At 56.3% G+C, this 21,829-nt stretch carries 22 protein-coding genes; 14 read left to right on the top strand and 8 right to left on the bottom strand.

What is annotated here, in order from left to right:
* Positions 1–153 precede the first annotated feature (153 nt).
* Entirely contained in the window at positions 154–1,683 is a 1,530-nt protein-coding gene (locus ACNT1W_RS13640) for a YdgA family protein (protein WP_112363829.1), read from the top strand.
* A gap of 43 nt (positions 1,684–1,726) precedes the next feature.
* On the opposite strand, the gene ACNT1W_RS13635 is transcribed toward ACNT1W_RS13640, so the two are convergent.
* Entirely contained in the window at positions 1,727–2,878 is a 1,152-nt protein-coding gene (locus ACNT1W_RS13635; protein WP_012145003.1) for a serine hydrolase domain-containing protein, read from the bottom strand.
* Between the two features lie 102 nt (positions 2,879–2,980).
* Here ACNT1W_RS13635 and ACNT1W_RS13630 point away from each other — a divergent pair, with 102 nt between their 5' ends.
* A complete protein-coding gene (locus tag ACNT1W_RS13630) occupies positions 2,981–3,910 on the top strand; it encodes a LysR family transcriptional regulator (RefSeq protein WP_419245696.1) in 930 nt (309 codons plus the stop codon).
* An 11-nt stretch (positions 3,911–3,921) separates the two neighbouring features.
* On the opposite strand, the gene ampC is transcribed toward ACNT1W_RS13630, so the two are convergent.
* Positions 3,922–5,058 (bottom strand): class C beta-lactamase, encoded by a 1,137-nt coding sequence (gene ampC / locus ACNT1W_RS13625; RefSeq protein ID WP_419245695.1) that lies wholly within the window; start codon positions 5,056–5,058, stop codon positions 3,922–3,924.
* A 191-nt stretch (positions 5,059–5,249) separates the two neighbouring features.
* Here ampC and ACNT1W_RS13620 point away from each other — a divergent pair, with 191 nt between their 5' ends.
* The gene (locus ACNT1W_RS13620) at positions 5,250–6,137 is read left to right on the top strand and encodes a LysR family transcriptional regulator (RefSeq protein WP_012145000.1); all 888 of its coding nucleotides are present in this window, start codon (positions 5,250–5,252) and stop codon (positions 6,135–6,137) included.
* A gap of 2 nt (positions 6,138–6,139) precedes the next feature.
* Here the strand turns inward: ACNT1W_RS13620 and ACNT1W_RS13615 are convergent, their stop codons facing one another.
* Entirely contained in the window at positions 6,140–7,171 is a 1,032-nt protein-coding gene (locus ACNT1W_RS13615) for a Mal regulon transcriptional regulator MalI (protein WP_041418554.1), read from the bottom strand.
* Between the two features lie 225 nt (positions 7,172–7,396).
* Here ACNT1W_RS13615 and malX point away from each other — a divergent pair, with 225 nt between their 5' ends.
* Both malX and ACNT1W_RS13605 read left to right on the top strand, forming a co-directional pair.
* Entirely contained in the window at positions 7,397–9,016 is a 1,620-nt protein-coding gene (gene malX / locus ACNT1W_RS13610) for a maltose/glucose-specific PTS transporter subunit IIBC (protein WP_259189158.1), read from the top strand.
* Positions 9,009–10,190 (top strand): MalY/PatB family protein, encoded by a 1,182-nt coding sequence (locus ACNT1W_RS13605; RefSeq protein ID WP_419245694.1) that lies wholly within the window; start codon positions 9,009–9,011, stop codon positions 10,188–10,190. Before malX ends, ACNT1W_RS13605 begins: the two co-directional genes overlap by 8 nt.
* A 37-nt stretch (positions 10,191–10,227) precedes the next feature.
* On the opposite strand, the gene ACNT1W_RS13600 is transcribed toward ACNT1W_RS13605, so the two are convergent.
* Both ACNT1W_RS13600 and ACNT1W_RS13595 read right to left on the bottom strand, forming a co-directional pair.
* On the bottom strand, positions 10,228–10,596 hold the full coding sequence (locus tag ACNT1W_RS13600) for an NUDIX hydrolase (RefSeq protein ID WP_261422304.1): 369 nt from the start codon (positions 10,594–10,596) through the stop codon (positions 10,228–10,230).
* Positions 10,593–11,189 carry an NUDIX domain-containing protein gene (locus tag ACNT1W_RS13595; RefSeq protein WP_375190039.1) on the bottom strand — a complete coding sequence of 199 codons (597 nt, stop codon included), beginning with the start codon at positions 11,187–11,189 and terminating at the stop codon, positions 10,593–10,595. Before ACNT1W_RS13595 ends, ACNT1W_RS13600 begins: the two co-directional genes overlap by 4 nt.
* A 100-nt stretch (positions 11,190–11,289) precedes the next feature.
* On the opposite strand from ACNT1W_RS13595, the gene ACNT1W_RS13590 reads away from it, so the two are divergent.
* The 9 genes from ACNT1W_RS13590 to add all read left to right on the top strand — a co-directional run bounded on the left by ACNT1W_RS13590 (position 11,290) and on the right by add (position 18,496).
* Positions 11,290–12,045, top strand: coding sequence for a DeoR/GlpR family DNA-binding transcription regulator (locus ACNT1W_RS13590; protein ID WP_012144989.1), 756 nt, complete (start codon positions 11,290–11,292; stop codon positions 12,043–12,045).
* A 384-nt stretch (positions 12,046–12,429) separates the two neighbouring features.
* Positions 12,430–13,410, top strand: coding sequence for a 6-phosphofructokinase (locus ACNT1W_RS13585; RefSeq protein WP_012144988.1), 981 nt, complete (start codon positions 12,430–12,432; stop codon positions 13,408–13,410).
* 10 nt (positions 13,411–13,420) lie between these two features.
* The gene (locus tag ACNT1W_RS13580; RefSeq protein WP_012144987.1) at positions 13,421–13,735 is read left to right on the top strand and encodes a PTS sugar transporter subunit IIB; all 315 of its coding nucleotides are present in this window, start codon (positions 13,421–13,423) and stop codon (positions 13,733–13,735) included.
* The gene (locus ACNT1W_RS13575; protein WP_012144986.1) at positions 13,728–15,095 is read left to right on the top strand and encodes a PTS sugar transporter subunit IIC; all 1,368 of its coding nucleotides are present in this window, start codon (positions 13,728–13,730) and stop codon (positions 15,093–15,095) included. Before ACNT1W_RS13580 ends, ACNT1W_RS13575 begins: the two co-directional genes overlap by 8 nt.
* On the top strand, positions 15,082–15,924 hold the full coding sequence (locus ACNT1W_RS13570) for a class II fructose-bisphosphate aldolase (protein ID WP_115184764.1): 843 nt from the start codon (positions 15,082–15,084) through the stop codon (positions 15,922–15,924). The genes ACNT1W_RS13575 and ACNT1W_RS13570 overlap by 14 nt, the downstream gene beginning before the upstream one ends.
* Positions 15,925–15,998: 74 nt before the next feature.
* Positions 15,999–16,268, top strand: a complete 270-nt coding sequence (locus ACNT1W_RS13565) for a hypothetical protein (protein WP_261129085.1) — start codon at positions 15,999–16,001, stop codon at positions 16,266–16,268.
* A 9-nt stretch (positions 16,269–16,277) separates the two neighbouring features.
* Positions 16,278–16,715, top strand: a complete 438-nt coding sequence (locus ACNT1W_RS13560; RefSeq protein ID WP_026142359.1) for a PTS sugar transporter subunit IIA — start codon at positions 16,278–16,280, stop codon at positions 16,713–16,715.
* Positions 16,712–17,308, top strand: coding sequence for an AAA family ATPase (locus ACNT1W_RS13555; protein WP_012144982.1), 597 nt, complete (start codon positions 16,712–16,714; stop codon positions 17,306–17,308). The genes ACNT1W_RS13560 and ACNT1W_RS13555 overlap by 4 nt, the downstream gene beginning before the upstream one ends.
* A gap of 189 nt (positions 17,309–17,497) precedes the next feature.
* Positions 17,498–18,496, top strand: a complete 999-nt coding sequence (gene add, locus ACNT1W_RS13550; protein WP_419245693.1) for an adenosine deaminase — start codon at positions 17,498–17,500, stop codon at positions 18,494–18,496.
* Between the two features lie 203 nt (positions 18,497–18,699).
* Here add and ACNT1W_RS13545 read toward each other — a convergent pair whose 3' ends face one another.
* From ACNT1W_RS13545 to araC, 3 genes are all read right to left on the bottom strand, one after another.
* Positions 18,700–19,698, bottom strand: a complete 999-nt coding sequence (locus tag ACNT1W_RS13545; protein WP_419245692.1) for a bile acid:sodium symporter family protein — start codon at positions 19,696–19,698, stop codon at positions 18,700–18,702.
* A 66-nt stretch (positions 19,699–19,764) separates the two neighbouring features.
* Complete coding sequence (locus ACNT1W_RS13540; protein WP_012144979.1) at positions 19,765–20,805, bottom strand: oxidoreductase; 1,041 nt, start codon at positions 20,803–20,805, stop codon at positions 19,765–19,767.
* Between the two features lie 81 nt (positions 20,806–20,886).
* On the bottom strand, positions 20,887–21,804 hold the full coding sequence (araC, locus tag ACNT1W_RS13535) for an arabinose operon transcriptional regulator AraC (protein WP_012144978.1): 918 nt from the start codon (positions 21,802–21,804) through the stop codon (positions 20,887–20,889).
* Positions 21,805–21,829: the final 25 nt, after the last annotated feature.

The raw sequence follows: 21,829 nt of genomic DNA, 5'->3' as shown, positions 1-21,829 counted from the left end.
CACTCGGTAAATTTCCGCAAATTGGTTGCTGAAAGAGTGGCTTACCTTCACAATTAAACGCCTGCGGGTAAACGCCTGCCGGCGTTTTTTATTGGCCCAAATTTGCCCATCCATCTGTTTGCAACAGATGGCTTTATAAGGATGAACAGAACTATGAAAAAATCGTTAGTCGCTGTTAGCGTCATTGTGGTTCTTGGCGCAGCATGGACCGGGGCTTCCTGGTACACCGGCAAACTGATCGAACAACGGATGGGTGAAGTGGTTGATAACGCCAACAGCCAGCTGAAAGCCTACCTGCCGAAAGCGGGTGTCAAACTGGGTTATGAAAATTACCAACGCGGTATTTTCAGCAGTAAAATTCGCTATGTACTGCGTGCCGACGGCAGCGTCACCACCGACGATGCTCCGCTGAAAGCCGGTGACGAAGTGGCGTTTATGGAAACCATCGACCATGGTCCCTTCCCGTTTGCCCAGTTGAAAAAATTCAACCTGCTGCCAAGCATGGCGTCGGTGCATACCGAGCTGGAAAATACCCCGGCTACCAAGGGCCTGTTTGAAATCACCAAGGGCAAATCGCTGTTCACCGCCGATTCCCGTATCTCCTACAGTGGTGATACCTCGTCTGCCATTGACGTGATCCCGCTGGAATACCAGAAAGACAAGTCCTCGCTGAAGTTTAGCGGTGCGACCATCAATGCCGACGTGTCCCGCGATATGAAAGCCATCACTCTGGACGCCAACAGCGACAACGCGGTGATCAGCGGCCCGAACCAGTTTGGTCAGACCGAGCAGGTTCAGCTGCAGGGCTTCTCGCTGAAAAGCCAGACCCACGCCGGGCAGTTCGATCTCAGCCTGGGCAACCAGAACATGGAGTTGAAACAGGTCAAGGTTGCCGTTGACGGTAAAGAGACCCTGACGCTGGACGGCTTCAAGCTGGCAAGCCAATTCGGGGAGAAAGACACTAACCTGAACGGCCAGATTGATTACACCATGGACGCGCTGAAGATCCAGAACAGCGACTTCGGCTCCGGCAAGCTATCGCTGAAAATCGACAAACTGGATGCCAAATCGCTGAAAGAGTTTGCCGACCGTTACAACCAGCAGGCCATGCAGATGCTGCAACAGGCGCAGACCATGGATCCGGTTGCCTATCAGCAACAAACCACCGATATCCTGCTGCAGAACCTGCCGCTGCTGTTGAAGGGCAACCCAAGCATCAGCATTGCTCCACTAAGCTGGAAAAACAGCAAGGGCGAAAGTACCTTTACCCTGAATCTGGACCTGACCGATCCTGCGCAAGCCGGTTCCCCGGCAGAATCACCGGATCAGCTGATTGCCCGTTCAGTGAAAAAACTGGACGCTAATCTGAGCATTCCAGTGGCGATGGCGACCGAAACCACTTCGCAAACCGCGTTACTGCAAGGCTATAGCGCCGAAGAGGCGCAGAAACTGGCGCAGCAACAGGTGCAGGGTCTGGCGGCCATGGGGCAGATGTTCAAATTGACCACGCTGAAAGACGGGGTGATCGGCAGCAGCTTCCATTACGCCGACAACCAGGTTGATCTGAACGGCAACAAAATGTCGCTGCAAGAGTTCATCGGCACCTTTGGCCTGTTGGGTGCACCTGGCCCGGTCGAAACTCCGGCTCCGGACGCAGTCCCTGCTCCGGCACCCGCCCAGTAATATTTCCCCTCGGGGCCCGCTTGCTCGGGCCCCTGTTTTATCCTTAATCGCCGTACACCGCATCGCGTATCTGCTGAGGATACATCCCGCTCATGCCTTCAAACGCCGTGTTGGTCAGCGCCACCACGCTCAATGCCGCCTGCGGATCGTAAAACCAACTGTGTCCATAAACGCCACCCCACTGCAGGGTGCCGTTGTGCTGTGGCGTCGCCGCCAACTGGGCATCCACCAGCACCGCCCCACCAAAACCAAAGCCCCAGCCCGGCCCCTGAACCTCAGCCTCGGCCCCGACATGCGGCTGGCGCATCAGCTCCACGCTGGCCGGCTGTAAAATGCCCTCACCGCCGCTGCGTAACGTCTCCACCATGCGCAGCACGTCGTCAGCATCACCGACCATACCCGCCCCGCCAGAGGCAAAAGCCGACGGATCAAGCGCTCGTGACGGCGACATTTCGATATCAAAGCCGAACTCCTCCGGCAGTGTCAGCAGCATGCCATCCAGTAAAGGTTCCGGCCTGGTGGCGGTATCGTGATACGCGGTCGCCAGGTTGTCGGCGTCACTGGTGTAGAAACCGGTATTGCCCAATCCCAACGGCTGCGCGACCCAGTGTTCGAACACCTGCGGCAACGGCTTGCCCGCCACCTGCTCCAGCACCGCTCCCAGCACGTCGATCGCCAGAGAATAATGAAATTCGCTGCCGGGTTCCGCCAACAGATCCGCCTGCGCCAACAGACGTAAATTCTGCTCCAGCGTCAGCGACGACAACGCCAGTCCATCTTGAATACCCAACCGCTGGTACGGCCCATCAACGGGCTGATTAAATCGATAGCCCAGCCCGGCGCTGTGGCTGAGCAAGTGGCGGATTTTAATTTCTGGCTGACGGCCATCGGCCAACGACGGAGTGAACCAGGGCAGCCAGCGGCTGACCGCGTCATCCAGCCCCAGCTTGTGCTGTTCGACCATGCGCATCGCCGCCAGTGTGATATAGGGCTTGGACACTGACGACAGTCGGAACTGTGTTTCACGACGCATCAACTTCTGTTGTTCTCGGTCGGCGTAACCGCTGGCCTCGGCGTAAATGACCTTGCCGTGCTGCGCCACCAGCACCACGCTGCCGACGATGCGCTGTTCGGCTATCGCTTTCTGGCTAACCGCCTGTACTCTTTTTATTAATGACTGATTCAGTTCCGACATGTTTTGTTGCTCTCTAAGGGATAATAAAATCAGTCTAAAACGATTATTATAAATTTAAACACCCAATTACTTAACGAATCATTAAGCAGGAATTACTGATAGATGAGTTCACTGTTGCAGTTACTGCCGTTTTTCGAAGCCGTTGCCCGGCTGGGCAGCTTTACCCAGGCGGCCAGTCAGTTGGGCGTCACCCCACCCGCGGTGTCGCAAAACATTCAGGCGTTGGAAACCCGGCTTGGCGTACGGCTGTTCAACCGCACCAGTCGGTCGGTGCGGCTAAGCGATGAGGGCCGCCTTTTTTACCAACGAGTGGCGCCGGCGATGGGCCAAATAGAGGGGGCCGCAGACGACGTTCGCGCCCTGCACGGTCACCCTTCCGGCCTGCTGCGCATTACCCTGCCGCAGTTGGCCGCCTCGCTGTTGGTGATGCCTCATCTGGCGGAGTTTCAGGCGCTTTACCCCGAGGTGCAGCTTGAACTGTTTACCGACGACCACTTTTCCGATTTGGTGTTGGACAGTTTCGATGCCGGTATCCGCATGCACGCCATGCTGCCAAAAGACATGATTGCAGTGCCGATCGACAACGGCCAACGGCGGATGATTATCGCCACGCCCGGCTATCTGGCAAAGTACGGCACACCACTGACGCCGCAGGCACTGTACGAGCACAACTGCCTGCGCTACCGTTTCCCCGTCAGCGGTAAGTTTGAGCCATGGTATTTCAGGCAGGATGAAGAGCTATTAATGCTGGAGTTCGGCGGCAGCCAGATATTTAATGAAGATCGCCTGATTAAAGACGCCGCGTTGGCGGGATTAGGCATTACCCAGCGCTTTAGCGGCACGGTGCAACGCGAACTAAACAGTGGACAACTGGTGGAAATACTGGCCGATTATGGCAGCGACTTCCCCGGGTTTTTCATCTACTTTCCGGCCAGTCGGCATATGCCGCTCAAGCTGCGGGTATTTGTTGATTTTATGCGGGAAAAGCGGGCGCAACAGTCATCGTCTCAGGACGCCATTACAGCGTCCTGAGAGGTCATTAATTAACGTTTATCCAGCGCCTGGACCAACTGGTAGGTGGCCGCAACCCGATCGTCGTTCGGGAACCATTTGTTGGCCAGCATCACCACGGCAATTTTCTTCGATGGGATGAATACCGCATAGGTGGAGAACCCACCGGTCGAACCGGTTTTATTGTACCAGGCTGCGCCCTGATCCTGCTTCGGCGGCGTGATGGCGGTGGCCGGAGTGCCGTTCATGATCATCCCGGCGTTGTTGCCTTCCGTCAGCGTCGTCAACTTTTCCGGATAAGCGTAGCTTTCCCACATCAGATCCTGGGTGAACACCCCGGCCCGGTAATAACCGGTATGGGTAGCTGCCAGTGCCTTGCGCCACTTATCCCCCACCTTGGCCACCTGCATGTTGGCTTCAAGGTAACGGATCAAATCCTCGGCATTGGATTTGATGCCGTAGGATTCTGCGTCCAACGGGCCGGGGGTGACTCGCACCGGTTGGTCTTTCTTGTTGTAGCCCTGCGCGTAATTATCCATCTGCGCAGCCGGAACATTAACGTAGCTGTGGTTCATGCCCAAAGCCGGCAGCAGCTGTTTTTCCATCGCCTGCGCAAAGGGCTGGTTCAGGCTTTTGGCGGTGATCATCCCCAGCATGCCAATACCCAGGTTGGAATAAACCCGATAACTCCCCACGGCATGTGGTGGCTGCCAGTTTTTGTAATACGCCATCAATTGCGCGTCATTGGTCACTTCGTCCGGGACAAACAGCGGCAAGCCGGAGGTGTGTGTCGCCAGGTTCAGCAGGCTGACACGGTCAAATGCACTGCCACGCAGCTCAGACAGGTAATGGCTGGCCGGTTCGGCGAACGACAGTTTGCCCTCATTTTGCGCATAGGCCGCCAGCGTGGCGGTGAAGGTTTTGCTCAATGAGCCCACTTCAAACAGGGTCTGGTTGGTGATCGGCTTGCCGGTCTGTTTGGACGCCACACCATAATCATAAAACTGCTGTTTCCCGTCCACCGACACGGCGATGGCCATGCCCGGCACGCCGTATTTTTGCATCAGCGGCTGAATAATGGCGTCAATCTCGGCTTTGTCGGCGGCATGGCCTGCCGGCAGGATCATTGCGGCCAACAACGCGGCCGCCAGGCGATTTATTTTGGTCATGTGAAAGCTCTTGGTTTGCAGGGTATCGGCCGATGGCAAAAGATTTTATTGCCTGTCGACGCGAAGATATCCTTGGATGATGGTGTTATTCCTTTTCTGACTGCGTTAATTCCGCACCAGCAGGCTAAATATCAGGGTTTATCCCTGGGTTGACAAGCGATAAGAATTTCAGCCAGCATAAAGAAAAACTTATGGCTAACTTTATGCGTAACCGACTTCCCCTCAATGCCCTGCGGGCGTTTGAATCCTCCGCCCGTCACCTGAACTTTACCCGCGCCGGGCTGGAACTGAGCGTCACCCAGGCTGCCGTCAGCCAGCAGGTGCGTATGCTGGAACAGCAACTGGGTATTCAGCTGTTCCGTCGTCTGCCGCGTGGGTTGGATTTGACCGAAGAAGGACAGGCGCTGTTGCCGATATTGACCGACGCTTTCGACCGTATTGAATCGGTGTTGCAACAGTTTGAAGGCGGGCATTTCCATGAGGTGCTGACGGTAGCCGTGGTCGGTACCTTTGCCGTCGGCTGGCTGATGCCCCGTCTGGCGGCGTTCAGAGAGTCGCATCCGTTTATCGACCTGCGGGTGTTAACCAACAATAACCTGGTTAATTTGTCCGCCGACGGAATGGACTTCGCTATCCGTTTTGGCGAAGGCCGTTGGCCGGCGACCCACAACCTCAAATTGTTTGATGCCCCGCTGACGGTGCTCTGCCCGCCGGAGGTTGCCGCCCGCCTCCACAGTCCGCAGGATTTGCAACACGAGCGGCTGATGCGCAGCTACCGCAAGGACGAATGGGAACGCTGGTTTACCGCCGCACAGGTCACGCCGTGGCGGATTAACGGCCCGGTGTTCGACTCTTCCCGGCTGATGGTGGAAGGGGCGATCCACAGCGGTGGTGTAGCGCTGGCCCCGGCGCGCATGTTTGCTCGGGAGCTGCGTGAAGGTTTGTTACAGCGCCCTTTCAGCGCCGAAGCGGATCTCGGCGGCTACTGGCTGACCCACCTGAAATCACGCGATATGACCCCGGCAATGAAAGTGTTTGTCAGTTGGATCCAGCAACAGGTCACGGATGAACAACAATGAGGTCAGGCCGAGCCGCGCTTGATCAGCAATGGCGGCAGGATCACGTTTTGCGGCGGTAAGTCGGCGTCGGCAATCCGTTGCAGCAAGCGTGAGGCGGCGCTGCGCCCCACTTCCCGCGCGGAACTGGAGACCAGCGTCAGCGGCGGTTCGGTCAGTTCGGCCTCAGGCACGTCGCCAAAACCAATCAGCGCCACCTGCTGGCCGTAATAGGTATCCACCCCCTCAGAACCGATGCTGCGCCCACTACGCACAATGCCAAAATAGGCGCCCAATGCCACCGACGCCTTGTGGCAAACCAGCGCGCTGATATTGGGATGTTGCCGTAGCAGGTTTTCCGCCGCCTCCGCCGCGGCCCGTTGATGGCAGTCACATTCGACAATCCAGTCGGAGCGGAATGGCAGGCCATATTGCACCAGCGTGGCACAAAAGCCCCCCAACCGTTCTGCGCGGGTTAACGAACTGCTTTGCCCACCCAGATAGGCAATTTGGCTGTGACCGCGTTTGATCAGAAATTCGGTGGCCATTTTAGCCGCCTGCATGTTGTCCGGCCGCACCACGTCGACCCCTTCCAGCCCATTAGAGCGCGCAGCGCACACCAGCGGCACGCCCTGCTCCGCAGCCTTTTCCTTCAGACCCTCGGCCGAGCGTACGCCGCCCGCCAGCACCATGCCGTCAATGCCGTGCTCGAGCAAAGTATCAAAACAGCGCATCAGCCCCTTGCCGTCGCGACCGCTTTGAGTCAGAAACAGCACTTTGCCGTGCGCCTCCAGCACCTCGCTCAGGCCCGCGGTCATTTCCGCATAAAACGGCTCGCAGATATCACGCAGGATCAGCCCAATCACCCCCGACTCGCCACCACGTAGCGTCGCCGCCTGACGGTTGCGCACGTAGCCCAAGCGCTCAATCGCCTGGTTCACCCGCGCCACGGTGGTGGGCGAGATACGCCCTTTGCCGCTCAGCACCAGCGAAACGGTAGTGACCGAGACGCCGGCCTGCTGTGCAACATCGGTGATGGTGATCTTTTTGATGGTCATGACCTCTGCAAGCCCGATCCTGGGCATTCTGCCTGGTAAGGCAAATGGTATACCGAATCTGTTTGGTCAGTAAAACGTTTTACTGGTCTTGCCATTGTCGCCGTAAAGTGCACGCCGGAATTGTGATTAGCGGCGCATTTTTGCTAGGTAAAACGTTTTATCTTATTTTTACCTAACAGGGGTACACACCACTTTCGCACGTTTTTTCGCCAGGAGCCGCCGGTTATGCCAGCACCTAAAAAACAAAAAATCACGCTCTGGGAGTTTTTCCAGAGCCTGGGCAAAACATTCATGCTGCCCGTCGCCTTGCTGTCGTTCTGCGGCATCATGCTGGGCATCGGCAGTTCGCTAAGCAGCCGCGATGTCATTACCCTGCTGCCGTTTATCGGCCACCCTGCTTTCCAGTTGCTGTTCACCTGGATGAGCAAGATCGGCTCCTTTGCCTTTAGCTTCCTGCCGGTGATGTTCGCCATCGCCATTCCGCTGGGCATGGCGCGTGAAAACAAAGGGGTCGCCGCGTTCTCCGGCTTTGTCGGCTTCGCGGTGCTGAATCTGGCCACCAACTTCTATCTGACCACCACCGGTATTTTGCCCACTACCGATCCGCTGGTACTGAAAGCCAACAACATCCAAAACATTCTCGGGATCCAGTCGATTGATACCGGCATTCTGGGTGCGGTGATCGTCGGGATTATCGTTTATCAATTGCATGAGCGTTTCCACAACATTCGCCTGCCGGATGCGCTGGCATTTTTCGGCGGCACCCGTTTTGTGCCGATCGTCACTACCCTGGTACTGGGTCTGTGTGGTCTGGTGATCCCGCTGATCTGGCCGTGGTTCGCCGCCGGCATTACCGGTCTGGGCTGGGTGATCAACAGCGCCGGTGCCTTTGGCCCGATGCTGTTTGGCACCGGTGAACGTCTGTTGTTACCGTTCGGCCTGCAACATATTCTGGTGGCGCTGATCCGCTTTACCGAAGCGGGCGGCACGCTGGACGTCTGCGGCCATAGCGTGAGCGGCGCGCTGACCATTTTCCAGGCGCAACTGTCTTGCCCGACCACCACCGGCTTTGCTGAAAGCGCCACCCGCTTCCTGTCCCAGGGCAAGATGCCGGCCTTCCTCGGCGGTCTGCCGGGTGCGGCGCTGGCGATGTACCACTGCGCCAAGCCGGAAAACCGCCATAAGATTAAGGGCCTGCTGATCTCCGGCGTAGTGGCCTGCGTGGTCGGTGGCACCACCGAACCGATCGAGTTCCTGTTCCTGTTTGTCGCGCCTTTCCTCTACCTCATTCACGCCGTCCTGACCGGGCTGGGCTTCACCGTGATGGCGCTGCTGGGCGTGACCATCGGCAATACCGACGGTAATATCATCGACTTCGTGGTGTTCGGCATTCTGCATGGCACCGCCACCAAGTGGTATCTGGTGCCCGTCGTCGCAGCCATTTGGTTCGCTGCCTACTACGCCATTTTCCGTTTCTCCATTCAGCGCTTTAATATCAAAACGCCGGGCCGCGAGAGCGAAACCACCGCCAGCCAGAGCGCATCTGCAGGCCCGGTCGGCAAATCCGGCTATAACGTACCGGCCATTTTGGCGGCGCTGGGCGGCAGTGAGAATATTGTTTCGCTGGATAACTGCATTACCCGTCTGCGCCTGTCGGTCGACGACATGAGCAAGGTGGATGACGCCGCGCTGAAGGCCAATCGCGCCATCGGCGTGGTGCATCTCAACGAGCACAATCTGCAGGTGGTGATCGGCCCGCAGGTGCAATCGGTGAAAGATGAATTAGACTCACTGATAGCGGCAGCGCCTCCTGCTGCGGCCCTGCAGGGAGCGTCAAATGTTTGATTTTTCCACCCCGGTTGATCGCCACGGCACCTGGTGCACGCAATGGGATTATATCGCTGACCGCTTTGGCAGCGATGACCTGCTGCCGTTCACCATCTCCGATATGGATTTCGCCACCGCCCCCTGCATTCTCGAGGCGCTGCAACAGCGCCTGCAGCATGGCGTGCTGGGCTACAGTCGCTGGCAGCATGAAGATTTCCTCGGCGCGGTGCGCCACTGGTATCAGCAGCGCTTCAATACGCCCATCGACACCCAGATGGCGGTGTATGGCCCGTCGGTGATCTACATGGTGGCGCAGTTAATCCGCCTGTGGTCGGCACCGGGGGAATACGTCGTCACCCACACCCCGGCCTATGACGCGTTTTATAAAGTGATCCTCGGTAATCAGCGCCAACTGCTGGCCTGCCCGTTGCACAAAGACGGCAACGACTGGCAGTGTGATATGGCCCACCTGGAGGCGTTGCTGGCACGGCCGCAAACCAAAATTCTGTTGCTGTGCAGCCCGCATAACCCGACCGGTAAGGTGTGGCGCACAGAGGAATTACAGCAAATGGCCGAGCTGTGTGAACGCCATGAGGTGCGGGTGATCAGCGATGAGATCCATATGGATATGGTCTGGGGCGAGCAACGCCATACGCCGTGGAGTCAGGTTGCCAGCACGCCCTGGGCACTGCTGACCTCCGGATCCAAAACCTTCAATATCCCGGCGCTGACCGGGGCCTACGGCTTTATCAGCGATGATGCCACGCGCGACGCCTACAACCAGCAGCTCAAGGCCCGTGACGGGCTGTCTTCCCCGGCGGTGTTGGCGGTAGTGGCGCATATTGCCGCTTATCACCACGGCGAACCCTGGCTGGACGCGCTGCGCGATTACCTGCAGGACAACCTGACCTACGTCGCCGAAAGGCTCCATCAGGCGTTCCCGCAACTGGCCTGGCAACCGCCGCAATCGACCTATCTGGCCTGGATCGATCTGCGCCCGTTGGGCATTGACGACCAACAGTTACAGCAGGTGCTGATCGAGCGTGAGAAGGTCGCCATTATGCCGGGATTCACCTACGGCGAAGAAGGCCGTGGCTTCCTGCGGCTGAACGTCGGTTGTCCGCGCAGCAAGGTAGAGGCCGGTATGGATAAGCTGATTAACGGACTGAAATTTGTGTTGGACGAGGTTTAATCCACAGAGGCAGGCGAAAGCCTGCCTTTCCAGATGCTTACAACGCCACCTGCGGAATATCGTCCAGACGGTAATAAACGCCTAATCCTCGCTCATTGGCCAGCCGCACGTCATTATCTGCCCCCGCCGACGCCCCCTCAATACGATAGACCGCCTGGCACTGAGCAATCAGCCGATGAGCCACCGGATAGAGATACTCCTCGCAAATGGCATCGCCATGTTGGGTTGAACCGGCCGCCGCCGCCAGTGGTAACGCCAGCCATTCGCCAATCACCGGGACATGACCGCGCTGGTAGACCTCCAGCGCCACCTGCTCCAACCGCTGTAAATTAGCAGCAATCCGCTGCGCGTCGCCATCGGTGCCGCTCCGATAAGGGCCGGCAATCAAAATCAGTTGAGCTTTCATAACACATTCCTCAGGGTGTGATTCAGGGCGACAAACTGCAACAGCATGATGGTTTTGGCATCGACGATGGTCCCCTGCGCAATAGCGCTCAAGGCCTCTGTCAGTGGCAGTTCAATCACCTCCAGGTCTTCGCCTTCCGCTTCCACCCCGCCGCCATCACTGACCCGGTCGGCGGCATGGTATTCACCGACAAAGAAATGCAACTTCTCGGTGACGGAGCCTGGGCTCATATAGGCCTCAAATACCTTTTGCACGTTCTGCACGATATAGCCGGTTTCTTCTTCCGCTTCGGCGCGGATACGCTCTTCCGGCGAAGCGTTGTCCAACAGACCGGCGGCAGCCTCGATCAGCATGCCGTCGTGGCCGTTGACGAACACCGGGAAGCGAAACTGACGCGTCAGCACTACCGTCTGCGCCTGCCGGTTAAACAGCAAAATGGTCGCGCCATCACCGCGATCGTAGGTTTCGCGACTTTGCCGCTGCCATACGCCATCGCGGCGTAAAAAATCAAAGGTGGTTTTTTTCAGCAGATACCAGTCATCGGACAACACCCGGGTTTCGATAATGCGAACCCGTTCTTTGGTGGTTATCATGTTGGTCAACTCCAGGGCCAGGAAAGGAAATTGATACTATCGTGCAGTTTCGTGTATGATCAAGGTATTTCGTGCAATGAAAATTTAACGGGAAAACACCATGCTCACCAGCCAACGTAAAAAAATCATTCTGGAAAAACTGGCCGAGGACGGACAGGTTGTGGCCAAACAGCTCAGTGAGATGTTCGGGTTATCCGAGGATACTCTGCGGCGTGACTTGCGTGAGCTAGACAGCGAAGGACTGTTGCAACGGGTACACGGCGGTGCGCTGCCGGTCTCCCCGGCGATTGCCACCTTTGCCGAGAGAAACGGCCAGGAATCCACCGCCAAGCGGGCGATTGCCAAAGCCGCGGCGGCCATGATCGCCCCCGGGCAGGTGGTGATTATTGATGGCGGTACCACCTCCGCCGAGTTGGTGAAACACCTGCCACCCACGCTGGAAGCCACCATCGTCACCCACAGCCCCAGCGTGGCGGTCGGCCTGGTTGATCACCCCAAAGTTGAGGTGATCCTGATTGGTGGGCGGTTGTACAAACATTCGATTGTCAGCGTGGGCGCGGCGGCGGTTGAGGCGATGTCGCACATTCGCGCCGATCTCTACTTTATGGGCGTGACCGGCGTACACCCGACCGCCGGCCTGAGCACCGGCGATCTCGAAGAGGCCTATATCAAACGCGCTCTGGCAGCGCGCGCAGCCGAAACCGTAGTGTTGGCCTCTGCCGCCAAGCTGAATGCCGCCTCACAGTATGCGATTGGCGATCTCAGCCTGGCACAGAGCATTATTGTCGAGCGTTCGACCGACGCCACGCTGATTGCCCCGCTGGAACAGGCCGGGTTGACGGTAATCAAAGCCTGAGTGGCCTGCGCAATTAAATGACCTAATAAATACGTGGCTATTAAAACTTCCGCGTATTTATTACGGTTAATCTCCGCACGTCGGATAAAAATGCGAGAACAATCACACTTCATTAAACTTATTTCCTCCTGGCGAGTCACTTTCCCCTTGGCAAATAATTTCATAACAACTCAAATGTAACGTGATGATTATTAATAAATAGTGTTTAAATCCCGGTTATAGCCCCCAAATAAAAACGAGATCTCCCTCTCAAAAACCTCACCCATCATCAGCATGTCAAGGTCATTCACGAAAATATTTGTGATTGTTTTGTGATATCGCCTGCAAATTTTAGCGATGCCAAAAATGACAATGAGCTCCACGGAACAGATTGGGAGCAGGCATATGAAAATCGGTGTGGTAATAAGCGGCGGCGACGTCACCGGTATCAATAACTTTATATTCCAGGTCGCGAGACTGACGCAGGCAGATATCATTCTGTTTAACGGCGGAATACCCGGATTATTGGCTAATCATCATCAAGCTATCAGTCATCGTGACCTGGTTGATTACGCTATTTCACCAATGCCAATAATGTCTTCCGGCCGCACGGCCAAAAAACTGGTCGCCAGTGAATATGAAAGCATCAGCAAACAGCTTAAGGCTTTGCACATTGACGTGCTTATTATGGCCGGTGGCGACGGTTCGCTGCAGTTTTTAAATACCCTCAGTGAATTTGGCGTTAACTGTTTTGGCGTAGGCATGACCATCGACAATGATGTTTTTGGCAGCCTTTACAGCATTGGTTTTTCCACCGCCTGCGAACAGGTGATCAAAGAGGTTTCCAAACTGCGTAACACCGGGCGCGCCCTGCCCGGGCGGGTGTTTATGATTGAACTGCTTGGCGGTTACTGCGGGGAACTAACGCTGCAGGCGGCGATCAAATCCAATGCAGACTTTGCCCTGATCCCGGAATGCCAACATGCCTTAAGCCAACTGGCAGATAAAATAAGCCAGCGACTGGAACAACAAAATAGCGTTATTATTTTATGTTCAGAAGGCTATACCAAAGAATATTCACCGGGTTTTCAGGGTGCCATCGACACCATGATTAAACAGCTTGAGCCAAAAATTGGTGTGCGCATCCGTAAAACCATTATGGGGTATGGCCTGCGCAATGGTGAGCCTACCTGCGAAGAGATTTATCAGGGCACTATTATGGCCAGCGAAGTGGTTCGCTGTATTCACTCCGGCATGAAAAACAAGGCGGTCATTATTAATTCCGCTAACCAACCCATCCCTATTGATTTAATCAGCATGCAAAAACGTTTGGTTGATACCGAAGGACACCATTATAAACTCGCCAGGCAATTAAATATAATCTGAGGAGAGACTCATGCTTAAAATACTGTGCGTATGTGGCTGTGGCCTCGGCTCCAGCTTTGCCATCGAAATGAGCGCAAGAGCGGTGCTGAAAAAATTAGAGATTGAGGCAGATATTGATCACACCACTATCTCTGAGGCCAGCGCCTTTAAATCAGACATTATTCTGACCCAAAAAACCTTCGCCGACATTTTAAATGCCGACGCCAGCGAAGAAGAAAAGAAACGGGTGATTATTCTCCACCGGCTCACCGATAAGGCGGAAATTGAGCAAAAGATTGTGGCCTTTTTGAAAGAGCGCGATATGAAGGAAGCCCACCATGAATAGCCTGATTGACTTTATCGTCAAGGACCTGCTCGGTCAGGCTTCGATCCTGATCGCCTTTATTGCCATGCTGGGGCTGATACTGCAGAAAAAATCCACCGGGAAAGTGGCCGAGGGCACCTTTAAAACCCTGTTGGGCTTTCTGATTATGATGGCGGGCATCAACATTATCGTCGGTGCCCTGACCTATTTGAACAGCATATTCACCCACGGCTTCGGCATGACCGGCTACATCACCGACGTCGCCGCCATTGCCGGCCTGGCCAACCGCGAACTCGGCTCGGAAGTGGCGATGACGCTGATGGTGATATTCGCGGTGAATATCATTATTGCGCGTATCACCCCGTTCAAATACATCTTCCTGACCGGGCAAGCCTTGCTATGGATGGCCACCATAGGGGCGGTGATCGGCTATAAAGCGGGGCTAACCGGCCTGCCGCTGATCCTGACCGGCGGCATATTTGGCGGCGTGATGGCGGTGTTAATGCCGGCGTTGGCGCAGCCGGTGGTGCGCAAGATTACCGGTTCGGATGATGTCGCTTTGGGGCATTTCTGCACCATCGGCTATCTGGTGCAGGCGGCGGTCGCCAAGGTGGTCGGTAAAGGATCCCGCTCAACCGAAGATCTGGAGCTGCCCGACAACTTCAAGTTCCTGCAGGACACCTACCTGTCGATGGCGGTGGTGATGATCCCGATGTATCTGATCCCCGCACTGGCCGCCGGCCCGCAATACATCGCCCAGTATGCCGGCGGCATGAATTATCTGATGTACTCCTTTATGCAGGCCATCCAGTTTGTTGCCGGGGTATTTATCCTCTACAGCGGCGTGCGTCTGCTGCTCAATGAGTTGGTCCCGGCCTTTCGCGGCATCGCCATGCGCATCGTACCGGACGCCAAACCGGCACTGGACTGCCCGGTACTCTTCCCCTACGCCCCTAACGCGGTGATCGTTGGCTTCCTGGCTACCACCCTGGGTTCCATCATCGGCATGATCGTTTTCCCGATGTTCGGGCTGGCGATGATCCTGCCCGGCCTGCTGACCAACTTCTTCGCCGGGGGCACCGCTGGCATCTTCGGCAATGCGCTTGGCGGCCGACGCGGCGCCATGATCGGCGGCGTGGTCCACGGCCTGTTTATCACCTTCCTGCCCGCCATTCTGGTGCCAATGCTGGAAAGCTACGGCTTTGTCGGCGTGACCTTCAGCGACTCCGACGTCATCAGTAGCGGCCTGGTGATGGGGCATGCCTTCCAGGGTAACTGGCTGTTCATCGCTCTGTTCATCATCTTCGTCACGCTGATTGCGTGGTTTGTTAACGGTAAATCAACCAAGCACCATGAGGAAAAAGTCCATGAAACTCTATAACTTCAACGAGCTGTTGTCCGTAGCCAAAGCCCGTGATTTCAAGGCAATAGGTTCATTCAACCTCCACTGTCTGGAGATGCTGCCGGCCTTTTTCAAAGCGGCCAGGGACACCCACAGCCCGCTGATGATCCAGATTTCAACCGGCACCGCCGAGTATCTGGGCTACAAACTGCTGGTTGATTCGGTACGCTCACTGGCAGAGAGTGAAGATGTGCCCACCTGCCTGCATCTGGATCACTGCTCGGATATCGCCTCCATCGTGACCGCGATCGACGCCGGTTTCAGTTCGGTGATGTACGACGGTTCTCACCTGGAAATGGACGAAAACATCGCCAATACCCGCAAGGTGATCGACATTGCACGCCAGCGCAACGTTTCGGTTGAGGCCGAATTGGGCGCTATCGGCGGCTCGGAGGACGGCAAAGCGGTGGCGGAAGAAGACATCACCTTTACCACGGTGGAAGACGCCAAACGCTTTGTCGATGAAACCGGGGTCGACATGTTGGCCGTCTCGGTCGGCACCGTTCACGGCATGTACACCGGCAAGGCACATATCCAGCATCAGCGGCTGGCGGAAATCACCGCGGCCACCCGTACCCCACTGGTCCTGCACGGCGGTACCGGAGTCAGCGATGAGGACATGCGACGAGCAGTGGCAGGCGGCATTGAAAAGGTCAATGTGGGCACCGAGATGAACGTGCAATGGGTCGGCCGCTGCATGCAAACATTCGAAAAGGGCAAGGTGAATGACAGCGTGCGCAAATTCCTGATCCCGGCCAATAATGCCGTCACCCAGGTATTAACGGAAAAGATCGGCCTGTTTAGATAATCACTGCCCCGTTTTCTTTTTAATATAACCCTACAACCCTGGTGCCCCGGCGCCCGTCGGGGCTGGAGAATACTATGCTTAATTTTATGAAATTACAGCGAAATAAAAAGGCCGCACCTGATGCGCAAAGCGATGCTGAAGCCAATGATATATCAGCCGAAATAACATTACTGGAGCAGCAATTGGCCGCCGCGCCGGCAAACGGCGAAATTCATAAAACATTAATGCTGGCCTATAATCGGGCATTAAAGATTTATGCCAAAAATAAAAATCACCGCCAGGAAATCGATGTGGTTTTTATCAAAATGGACGAGCTGCGCAATATTATCAGGAAGTCTCTTTGAGGGAACATGATGACCATTAAACAACTGTTGATCGAGGCCGGAGCAATACAGGTCGGCGTGCAGGAAACGGACTGGAAAAAGGTGATTGAGTTGGCGGCACAGCCTTTGGTCGAGAACGGCTATATTCACCCTTCCTATCACCAGGCGGTGATCAGTAATACGCTGGCCCATGGCGCTTATTATGTGTTTGATGAGGGGATTGCCATCCCCCATGCCCGGCCGGAATGTGGCGTGATCAAAGATTGTTTCAGCATGGTGCTGCTGGACCAGGCCATCGCCTTTCAGGACAGTGAAAAGGCCGATATTGTCATCCTGTTCGGCGCAACGGACAGCAACCGGCATATTGAAGAAGGCATCCGGGCGATTGTCGAGTTACTGGACAACAAACAGCGGCTCGATAAACTGCGCGCCGCCAAACTCTGGCAAGAGGTGGTAGAAATCTTATGACTGCGCTAACTGACAGCAGCGACAAAACCGTTATTTTGGTCAATGGCATTCCGGCTTCTGGCAAGAGCACCCTCGCCCGTGCGCTGGCGCAGCACTTTGGCCTGCCTTATTTGAGCCTCGACGGCATCAAGGAACCCTTTATGGCGCAGCTGGACAACGTGGATCGTGAGCTTAACCGTCGGCTAGGTTACGCCGCCTATCAGGCCATTTGGTCTATGGTGGCGCAGGCACCGCAGCGCTGTATCTATGTGATTGACGCCTGGTATGGCTTTCAACCCAGAGAGTTGCTGCGCAAATACCTGCGCGAAGCGGGCGTGACTCAGGTTTTGGAAGTGTGGAATCAGATCTCCGCGGAGTTGGCGGCCGAACGCTATGCTGCCCGCCTCGGCCAGCGATCGGCAGGCCACCCCGGCGCAGAATATTTGCCTGAGCTGCGGGCGCTGGCGGAACGTGCCATGCCGATGGCCATCGGTCCGGTGATCCGCGTTGATCAAGCGCTACCGCTGGAGATCGGCAAAATTACGCATTGGCTGGCGCTGCATGGCGTAGCCGATAACAACGATGAAAATATCACTAAACTGAGGGTCGGCTGATGGGGTCAACCCACAGTTTACCTGCCGGGTCGCGGGGGCGATTTTTCTCCCGCCTTCGCCTGAAAGTGCGGCACCAGTCGCAATTAATGTGATTACAGTCACTTTTTTATGCAACGACATGGCAATTTTCATCATTTTGTTTTTATACTGATCTGCACTTTACCTACAACAAAATAACGAGTGCACATCATGATTGACTCCCGCCTTCCGCTGACCGACATCCACCGTCACCTCGACGGTAACATTCGTGCGCAAACCATCCTCGACCTGGGCCGTCAGTTTAACCTTGCCCTGCCAGCCGACGAACTGGAAGCCCTGCGTCCGCACGTGCAAATCACCCATGCCGAACCGGATCTGGTCAGCTTTTTGCAAAAGCTCGACTGGGGAGTGGCGGTGCTGGGGGATTTGGAAGCCTGCCGCCGGGTAGCCTACGAAAACGTTGAGGATGCCGCTAACGCCGGTCTGCACTACGCCGAACTGCGTTTCTCGCCGTATTACATGGCGATGAAGCACCAGTTACCGGTGGCCGGGGTGGTGGAAGCGGTGATTGATGGCATTCGTTCCGGCTCCCGCGATTTGGGCATTGATGTGCGCCTGATCGGCATCATGAGCCGTACCTTCGGCGAGGCCGCCTGCTTGCAAGAGCTGGAAGGTCTGCTGGCACACCGTGACGGTATTACCGCGCTGGATCTGGCCGGTGACGAACTCGGCTTCCCGGGTGGCCTGTTCCTCAACCACTTTAGCCGCGCCCGTGACGCCGGGTTGCGTATCACCGTGCACGCCGGTGAAGCCGCCGGCCCGGAAAGCATCTGGCAGGCGATCCGTGAGCTGGGCGCAGAGCGCATCGGCCACGGGGTGAAAGCCGTTGAAGATCCGGCATTGATGGACTTCCTGGCGGAACACGGCATTGGTATCGAGTCTTGCCTGACCTCCAACATTCAGACCAGCACCGTGCCTTCTCTGGCGCAGCATCCGCTGGCGAAATTCCTGCGTCACGGCGTCATGGCGTCGATCAACACCGACGATCCGGCGGTTCAGGGCATAGAAATTGAGCACGAATACCTGGTAGCGGCACCACAGGCCGGGCTGACGCCGACTGAGATCCGCACCGCTCAGGAAAACGGCCTGAAAATGGCGTTCCTCAGCGAGCAGGAAAAGCAGGCGCTGCGCGATAAAGTCCGCGGCTGATTGAATGGAATAACGGGCGCTCTTACGCGTAATACTTACCAGTTGAGGCGATATTGTTCCCTCTCCTTTGGGAGAGGGTTAGGGTGAGGGGATGCATGCAGAATTGATGCAAAGCCCCTCACCCCGGCCCTCTCCCCATGGAGAGGGGGACGCCCACTTAAGCCACGACGTAGATTCTTATTACGCGATTTCGCGCCCATTTTTTACTTGGCTGTCTGCACCTCTGCGCGCTGTTTGGCGGTTTTGCGCGCATAGCGCTGGGCCAGCACGGCACACACCATCAATTGCACCTGATGGAAAATCATCAGCGGCAATACCATCGCACCCACTGCCGCCGCCGGGAACAGCACGTTAGCCATCGGGATACCGTTCGCCAGGCTCTTTTTCGAACCGCAGAACACTATGGTTATCTCGTCGGCGGTGTTGAATCCCAGCCAACGAGCGACATAGGTGTTGATAACCAGCACCACCGTCAGCAGTACCAAAGACATCACCAGGATGGTCAGCAACGACCAGCCGTCAATCTTGTGCCAAATGCCCTCTACCACCGCGGCGCTAAAGGCGGTATACACCACCAGCAAAATCGATGACCGGTCAGTGAGATTAATCAGTTTGCGGTGGCGATCGACCCATTTGCCGATCAGCGGCCGTGCCAGATGGCCCACCACAAACGGCACCATCAGTTTCAAAATGATCGAACCGATGGCGTGTAATACGTCAGTATCACCGCCCTGGGTGTGCATCAGTGCGCCCACCAGCAGCGGCGAGAGGAAAACGCCGAGGATGCTGGATGCCGAAGCGCTGCATACCGCCGCCGCCACGTTACCGCCCGCAGCCGAAGTGAAGGCAATCGCCGACTGAACCGTCGCCGGCAGCGCACACAGGTAAAGGAAGCCCATATAGACCGTCGGCGTCATCAGCCCCGGCACCATCAAATTCATCGCCAGCCCCAGCAGTGGGAACAGCGCAAAGGTACTGAGGAACACCACCAGATGCAGCTTCCAGTGGCCCATGCCGGCGATAATCGCCTCACGCGACAGCTTGGCGCCATGCATAAAAAACAGCAGCGCGATGGCAGCGGTGGTCAGACGATCAAAGAAGGTTTTCCATATCCCTTCGCAGGGGAAAACCGAGGCGACGATCACCACCAGAATCAAAACCAGCAAAAATTTATCAATGCGCAGACGTTGCAACCAGGACATGGAACCGGATCCTTCGAGGAGTAAGGCGGGTTCGGTCAGCCGAACCCGGATAGGAAAGCACGGCGGTTAGGCTACCGGCAGCGCTCTTTGCTGTTTTGCCGATTCCAGGCCCAGTTCGATCAGTTCCATCACCTGGATGGCATCGGCGGCCGGTACCGGGTTTTCACCCACACCGTTAATCGCATCACGCACAGCCGCGTAATAGGCTGGGTAGTTGCCCGGAATACTCAGCAGCGGTTTTTCCGCCAGCACGCCATCACGTGACAACGTCACCACACCGTCGCGCATATCATAACCCCAGTCGGCCTGCGGTAGACGCTCACCTGCTTTTAGCCGATCTTCCTGCGGATCCAGGCCAAATTTGATAAAGCTGCCCTGGGTGCCATGCACGATATAACGCGCGGATTCCGCCGCCGCCAGCATCGTAGCGTGCAGGACCACCCGACGTTTGCCGTAGTTGAGCACCGCGTGGAAATAGTCCACCGACTGCGCGCCTGGACGCAGTTCGGCCAAATCAACAAACAGCGTTTCCGGCTTGCCGAACAGTTGCAGCGCCTGATCGATCAGATGCGGCCCCAAATCGTACCAAATGCCGCTACCTGCGCCGCCCAACTCACGCCAGCGCTGACGCACTTCTGGCCGGAAGCGATCGAAATGAGATTCGAAATAAACCACCTCGCCGAGCGCGCCTTCTTTCAGCAGCGTCTTAAGCGTCAGAAAATCACTGTCCCAGCGGCGGTTGTGGAATACCGACAACAGCCGGCCGCTCTGCTCCGCCTGTTGTTTTAACGCCTGAGCCTGTGACAACGTCACGGTAAACGGTTTATCCACCACCACATGTTTACCGGCGGCCATGGCCTGCTGTGCCAGCGGGAAGTGGGTATCGTTGGGGGTAGGAATGACGATCAGATCGATAGAAGGGTCGTTAAACAGCGCCTGCGGATCGCTGACTACCGTCATCGACGGCCAGTCTGCGTGCACTTTCCCGGCATCGCTGCTGGAAACGGCGGCCAACTCTACGCCGGGAGTGCCAACGATCAGTGGCGCATGAAAGGTTTTGCTGGCATAGCCGTAACCGACCAGCCCAACCCGAAGTTTTTCTGCCATGGTGTTTCCTCTTACTGGCTCGCAATAGACCCATCAGATTTGACACCATGATGCAGGCGGGAACAAGAAGTAAATTTAATGTTAACTTGAGGCCGCCACATAAGGCTGTTCACGTTGATTTCTGGCCGGATAGTTTATCTCCAGGCTGCGGCGGCGGAAATCGCTCGGGCTAACGCCCACCCGCTTGCGAAATACCCGGGAAAAGTACAGCTGATCGTCATAACCCACCACCCGACCTATGGTGGCGATCGACTCCTGCGTAGTCTGCAACAGCAGCTTGGCGCGGATCACCCGCTGATCTTCGCGCCAGCGCAGAATATTGATACCCACCTGCTCGCGGAACAAATGCGCCAACCGCGATGGTGACAAACAGACATGGCGCGCCACCTCATCAATCCGCAGCTCTCCGGCCAGGTTGCCGGTGATAAACTGGCAGGCCTCAATGACTCGCGGATCCATAATTTTCTGTGGGCTGAGCGGGTCTTCCTCCATCGCGCGCAACAGCAGACGCTCCAGCAGGTTCATCCCCAGCTCTTCGGCAAAGCGGCGACCGGAACGCTGAGTCTGTTCGATATTGGCAAACAGCCGATCGAACTCCAGTAACAGGTTATTGTTCGGCAAGGTCAGCCGCCCCACTTCATGGGTTTTGCTGTGCCATTCCAGCCAGTCGGCCCAGTAGGCGCGCGGACGGAAATACACCCAGCGGTGATACCAGCAATCGCTGTCCGGCGAACGGCCGTAGTAATGCGCCGCTTTGGGCGGAAACAGCAGCAGATCGCCAGGATTGCAGTAAAGGGTATCTTCACCGTCAAACACCTTGCCCTGGCCCTTGATGGTCAGGTTTAGAATATAGCCCTTCATGCCTCCGGGGCGGTCGATAAAGAAATCCAGCGGACCGTCCGCCATGATCGGCGTCAGCCCCGCCACCAGATAAGCGTTAAAGGTGTAACCCGGTAATAGCGGGTTCGGTTGCGGTTCCTGTGCCATGCGATGATACATCGGTCCTCCCGGCAATCTTATAGCT

Origin of the sequence: Serratia sp. NFX21, from assembly GCF_048517035.1 — a bacterium.
Classification (GTDB): domain Bacteria; phylum Pseudomonadota; class Gammaproteobacteria; order Enterobacterales; family Enterobacteriaceae; genus Serratia; species Serratia quinivorans.
The sequence above is the reverse complement of the archived record's forward strand: the minus strand, read 5'-3'. Positions and strand labels throughout refer to the sequence as shown.

What these genes read in the sequence shown, in the direction of transcription:
- ACNT1W_RS13635 (WP_012145003.1), bottom strand. Translation starts at nt 2,878, where the DNA reads ATGTCGGAACTGAATCAGTCATTAATAAAAAGAGTACAGGCGGTTAGC.
- ACNT1W_RS13605 (WP_419245694.1), top strand. Translation starts at nt 9,009, where the DNA reads ATGTTTGATTTTTCCACCCCGGTTGATCGCCACGGCACCTGGTGCACG.
- ACNT1W_RS13630 (WP_419245696.1), top strand. Translation starts at nt 2,981, where the DNA reads ATGAGTTCACTGTTGCAGTTACTGCCGTTTTTCGAAGCCGTTGCCCGG.
- ACNT1W_RS13585 (WP_012144988.1), top strand. Translation starts at nt 12,430, where the DNA reads ATGAAAATCGGTGTGGTAATAAGCGGCGGCGACGTCACCGGTATCAAT.
- ACNT1W_RS13580 (WP_012144987.1), top strand. Translation starts at nt 13,421, where the DNA reads ATGCTTAAAATACTGTGCGTATGTGGCTGTGGCCTCGGCTCCAGCTTT.
- ampC (WP_419245695.1), bottom strand. Translation starts at nt 5,058, where the DNA reads ATGACCAAAATAAATCGCCTGGCGGCCGCGTTGTTGGCCGCAATGATC.
- araC (WP_012144978.1), bottom strand. Translation starts at nt 21,804, where the DNA reads ATGTATCATCGCATGGCACAGGAACCGCAACCGAACCCGCTATTACCG.
- ACNT1W_RS13595 (WP_375190039.1), bottom strand. Translation starts at nt 11,189, where the DNA reads ATGATAACCACCAAAGAACGGGTTCGCATTATCGAAACCCGGGTGTTG.
- ACNT1W_RS13570 (WP_115184764.1), top strand. Translation starts at nt 15,082, where the DNA reads ATGAAACTCTATAACTTCAACGAGCTGTTGTCCGTAGCCAAAGCCCGT.
- malX (WP_259189158.1), top strand. Translation starts at nt 7,397, where the DNA reads ATGCCAGCACCTAAAAAACAAAAAATCACGCTCTGGGAGTTTTTCCAG.
- ACNT1W_RS13560 (WP_026142359.1), top strand. Translation starts at nt 16,278, where the DNA reads ATGACCATTAAACAACTGTTGATCGAGGCCGGAGCAATACAGGTCGGC.
- ACNT1W_RS13615 (WP_041418554.1), bottom strand. Translation starts at nt 7,171, where the DNA reads ATGACCATCAAAAAGATCACCATCACCGATGTTGCACAGCAGGCCGGC.
- ACNT1W_RS13545 (WP_419245692.1), bottom strand. Translation starts at nt 19,698, where the DNA reads ATGTCCTGGTTGCAACGTCTGCGCATTGATAAATTTTTGCTGGTTTTG.
- ACNT1W_RS13575 (WP_012144986.1), top strand. Translation starts at nt 13,728, where the DNA reads ATGAATAGCCTGATTGACTTTATCGTCAAGGACCTGCTCGGTCAGGCT.
- ACNT1W_RS13565 (WP_261129085.1), top strand. Translation starts at nt 15,999, where the DNA reads ATGCTTAATTTTATGAAATTACAGCGAAATAAAAAGGCCGCACCTGAT.
- ACNT1W_RS13640 (WP_112363829.1), top strand. Translation starts at nt 154, where the DNA reads ATGAAAAAATCGTTAGTCGCTGTTAGCGTCATTGTGGTTCTTGGCGCA.
- ACNT1W_RS13600 (WP_261422304.1), bottom strand. Translation starts at nt 10,596, where the DNA reads ATGAAAGCTCAACTGATTTTGATTGCCGGCCCTTATCGGAGCGGCACC.
- ACNT1W_RS13555 (WP_012144982.1), top strand. Translation starts at nt 16,712, where the DNA reads ATGACTGCGCTAACTGACAGCAGCGACAAAACCGTTATTTTGGTCAAT.
- ACNT1W_RS13590 (WP_012144989.1), top strand. Translation starts at nt 11,290, where the DNA reads ATGCTCACCAGCCAACGTAAAAAAATCATTCTGGAAAAACTGGCCGAG.
- add (WP_419245693.1), top strand. Translation starts at nt 17,498, where the DNA reads ATGATTGACTCCCGCCTTCCGCTGACCGACATCCACCGTCACCTCGAC.
- ACNT1W_RS13620 (WP_012145000.1), top strand. Translation starts at nt 5,250, where the DNA reads ATGGCTAACTTTATGCGTAACCGACTTCCCCTCAATGCCCTGCGGGCG.
- ACNT1W_RS13540 (WP_012144979.1), bottom strand. Translation starts at nt 20,805, where the DNA reads ATGGCAGAAAAACTTCGGGTTGGGCTGGTCGGTTACGGCTATGCCAGC.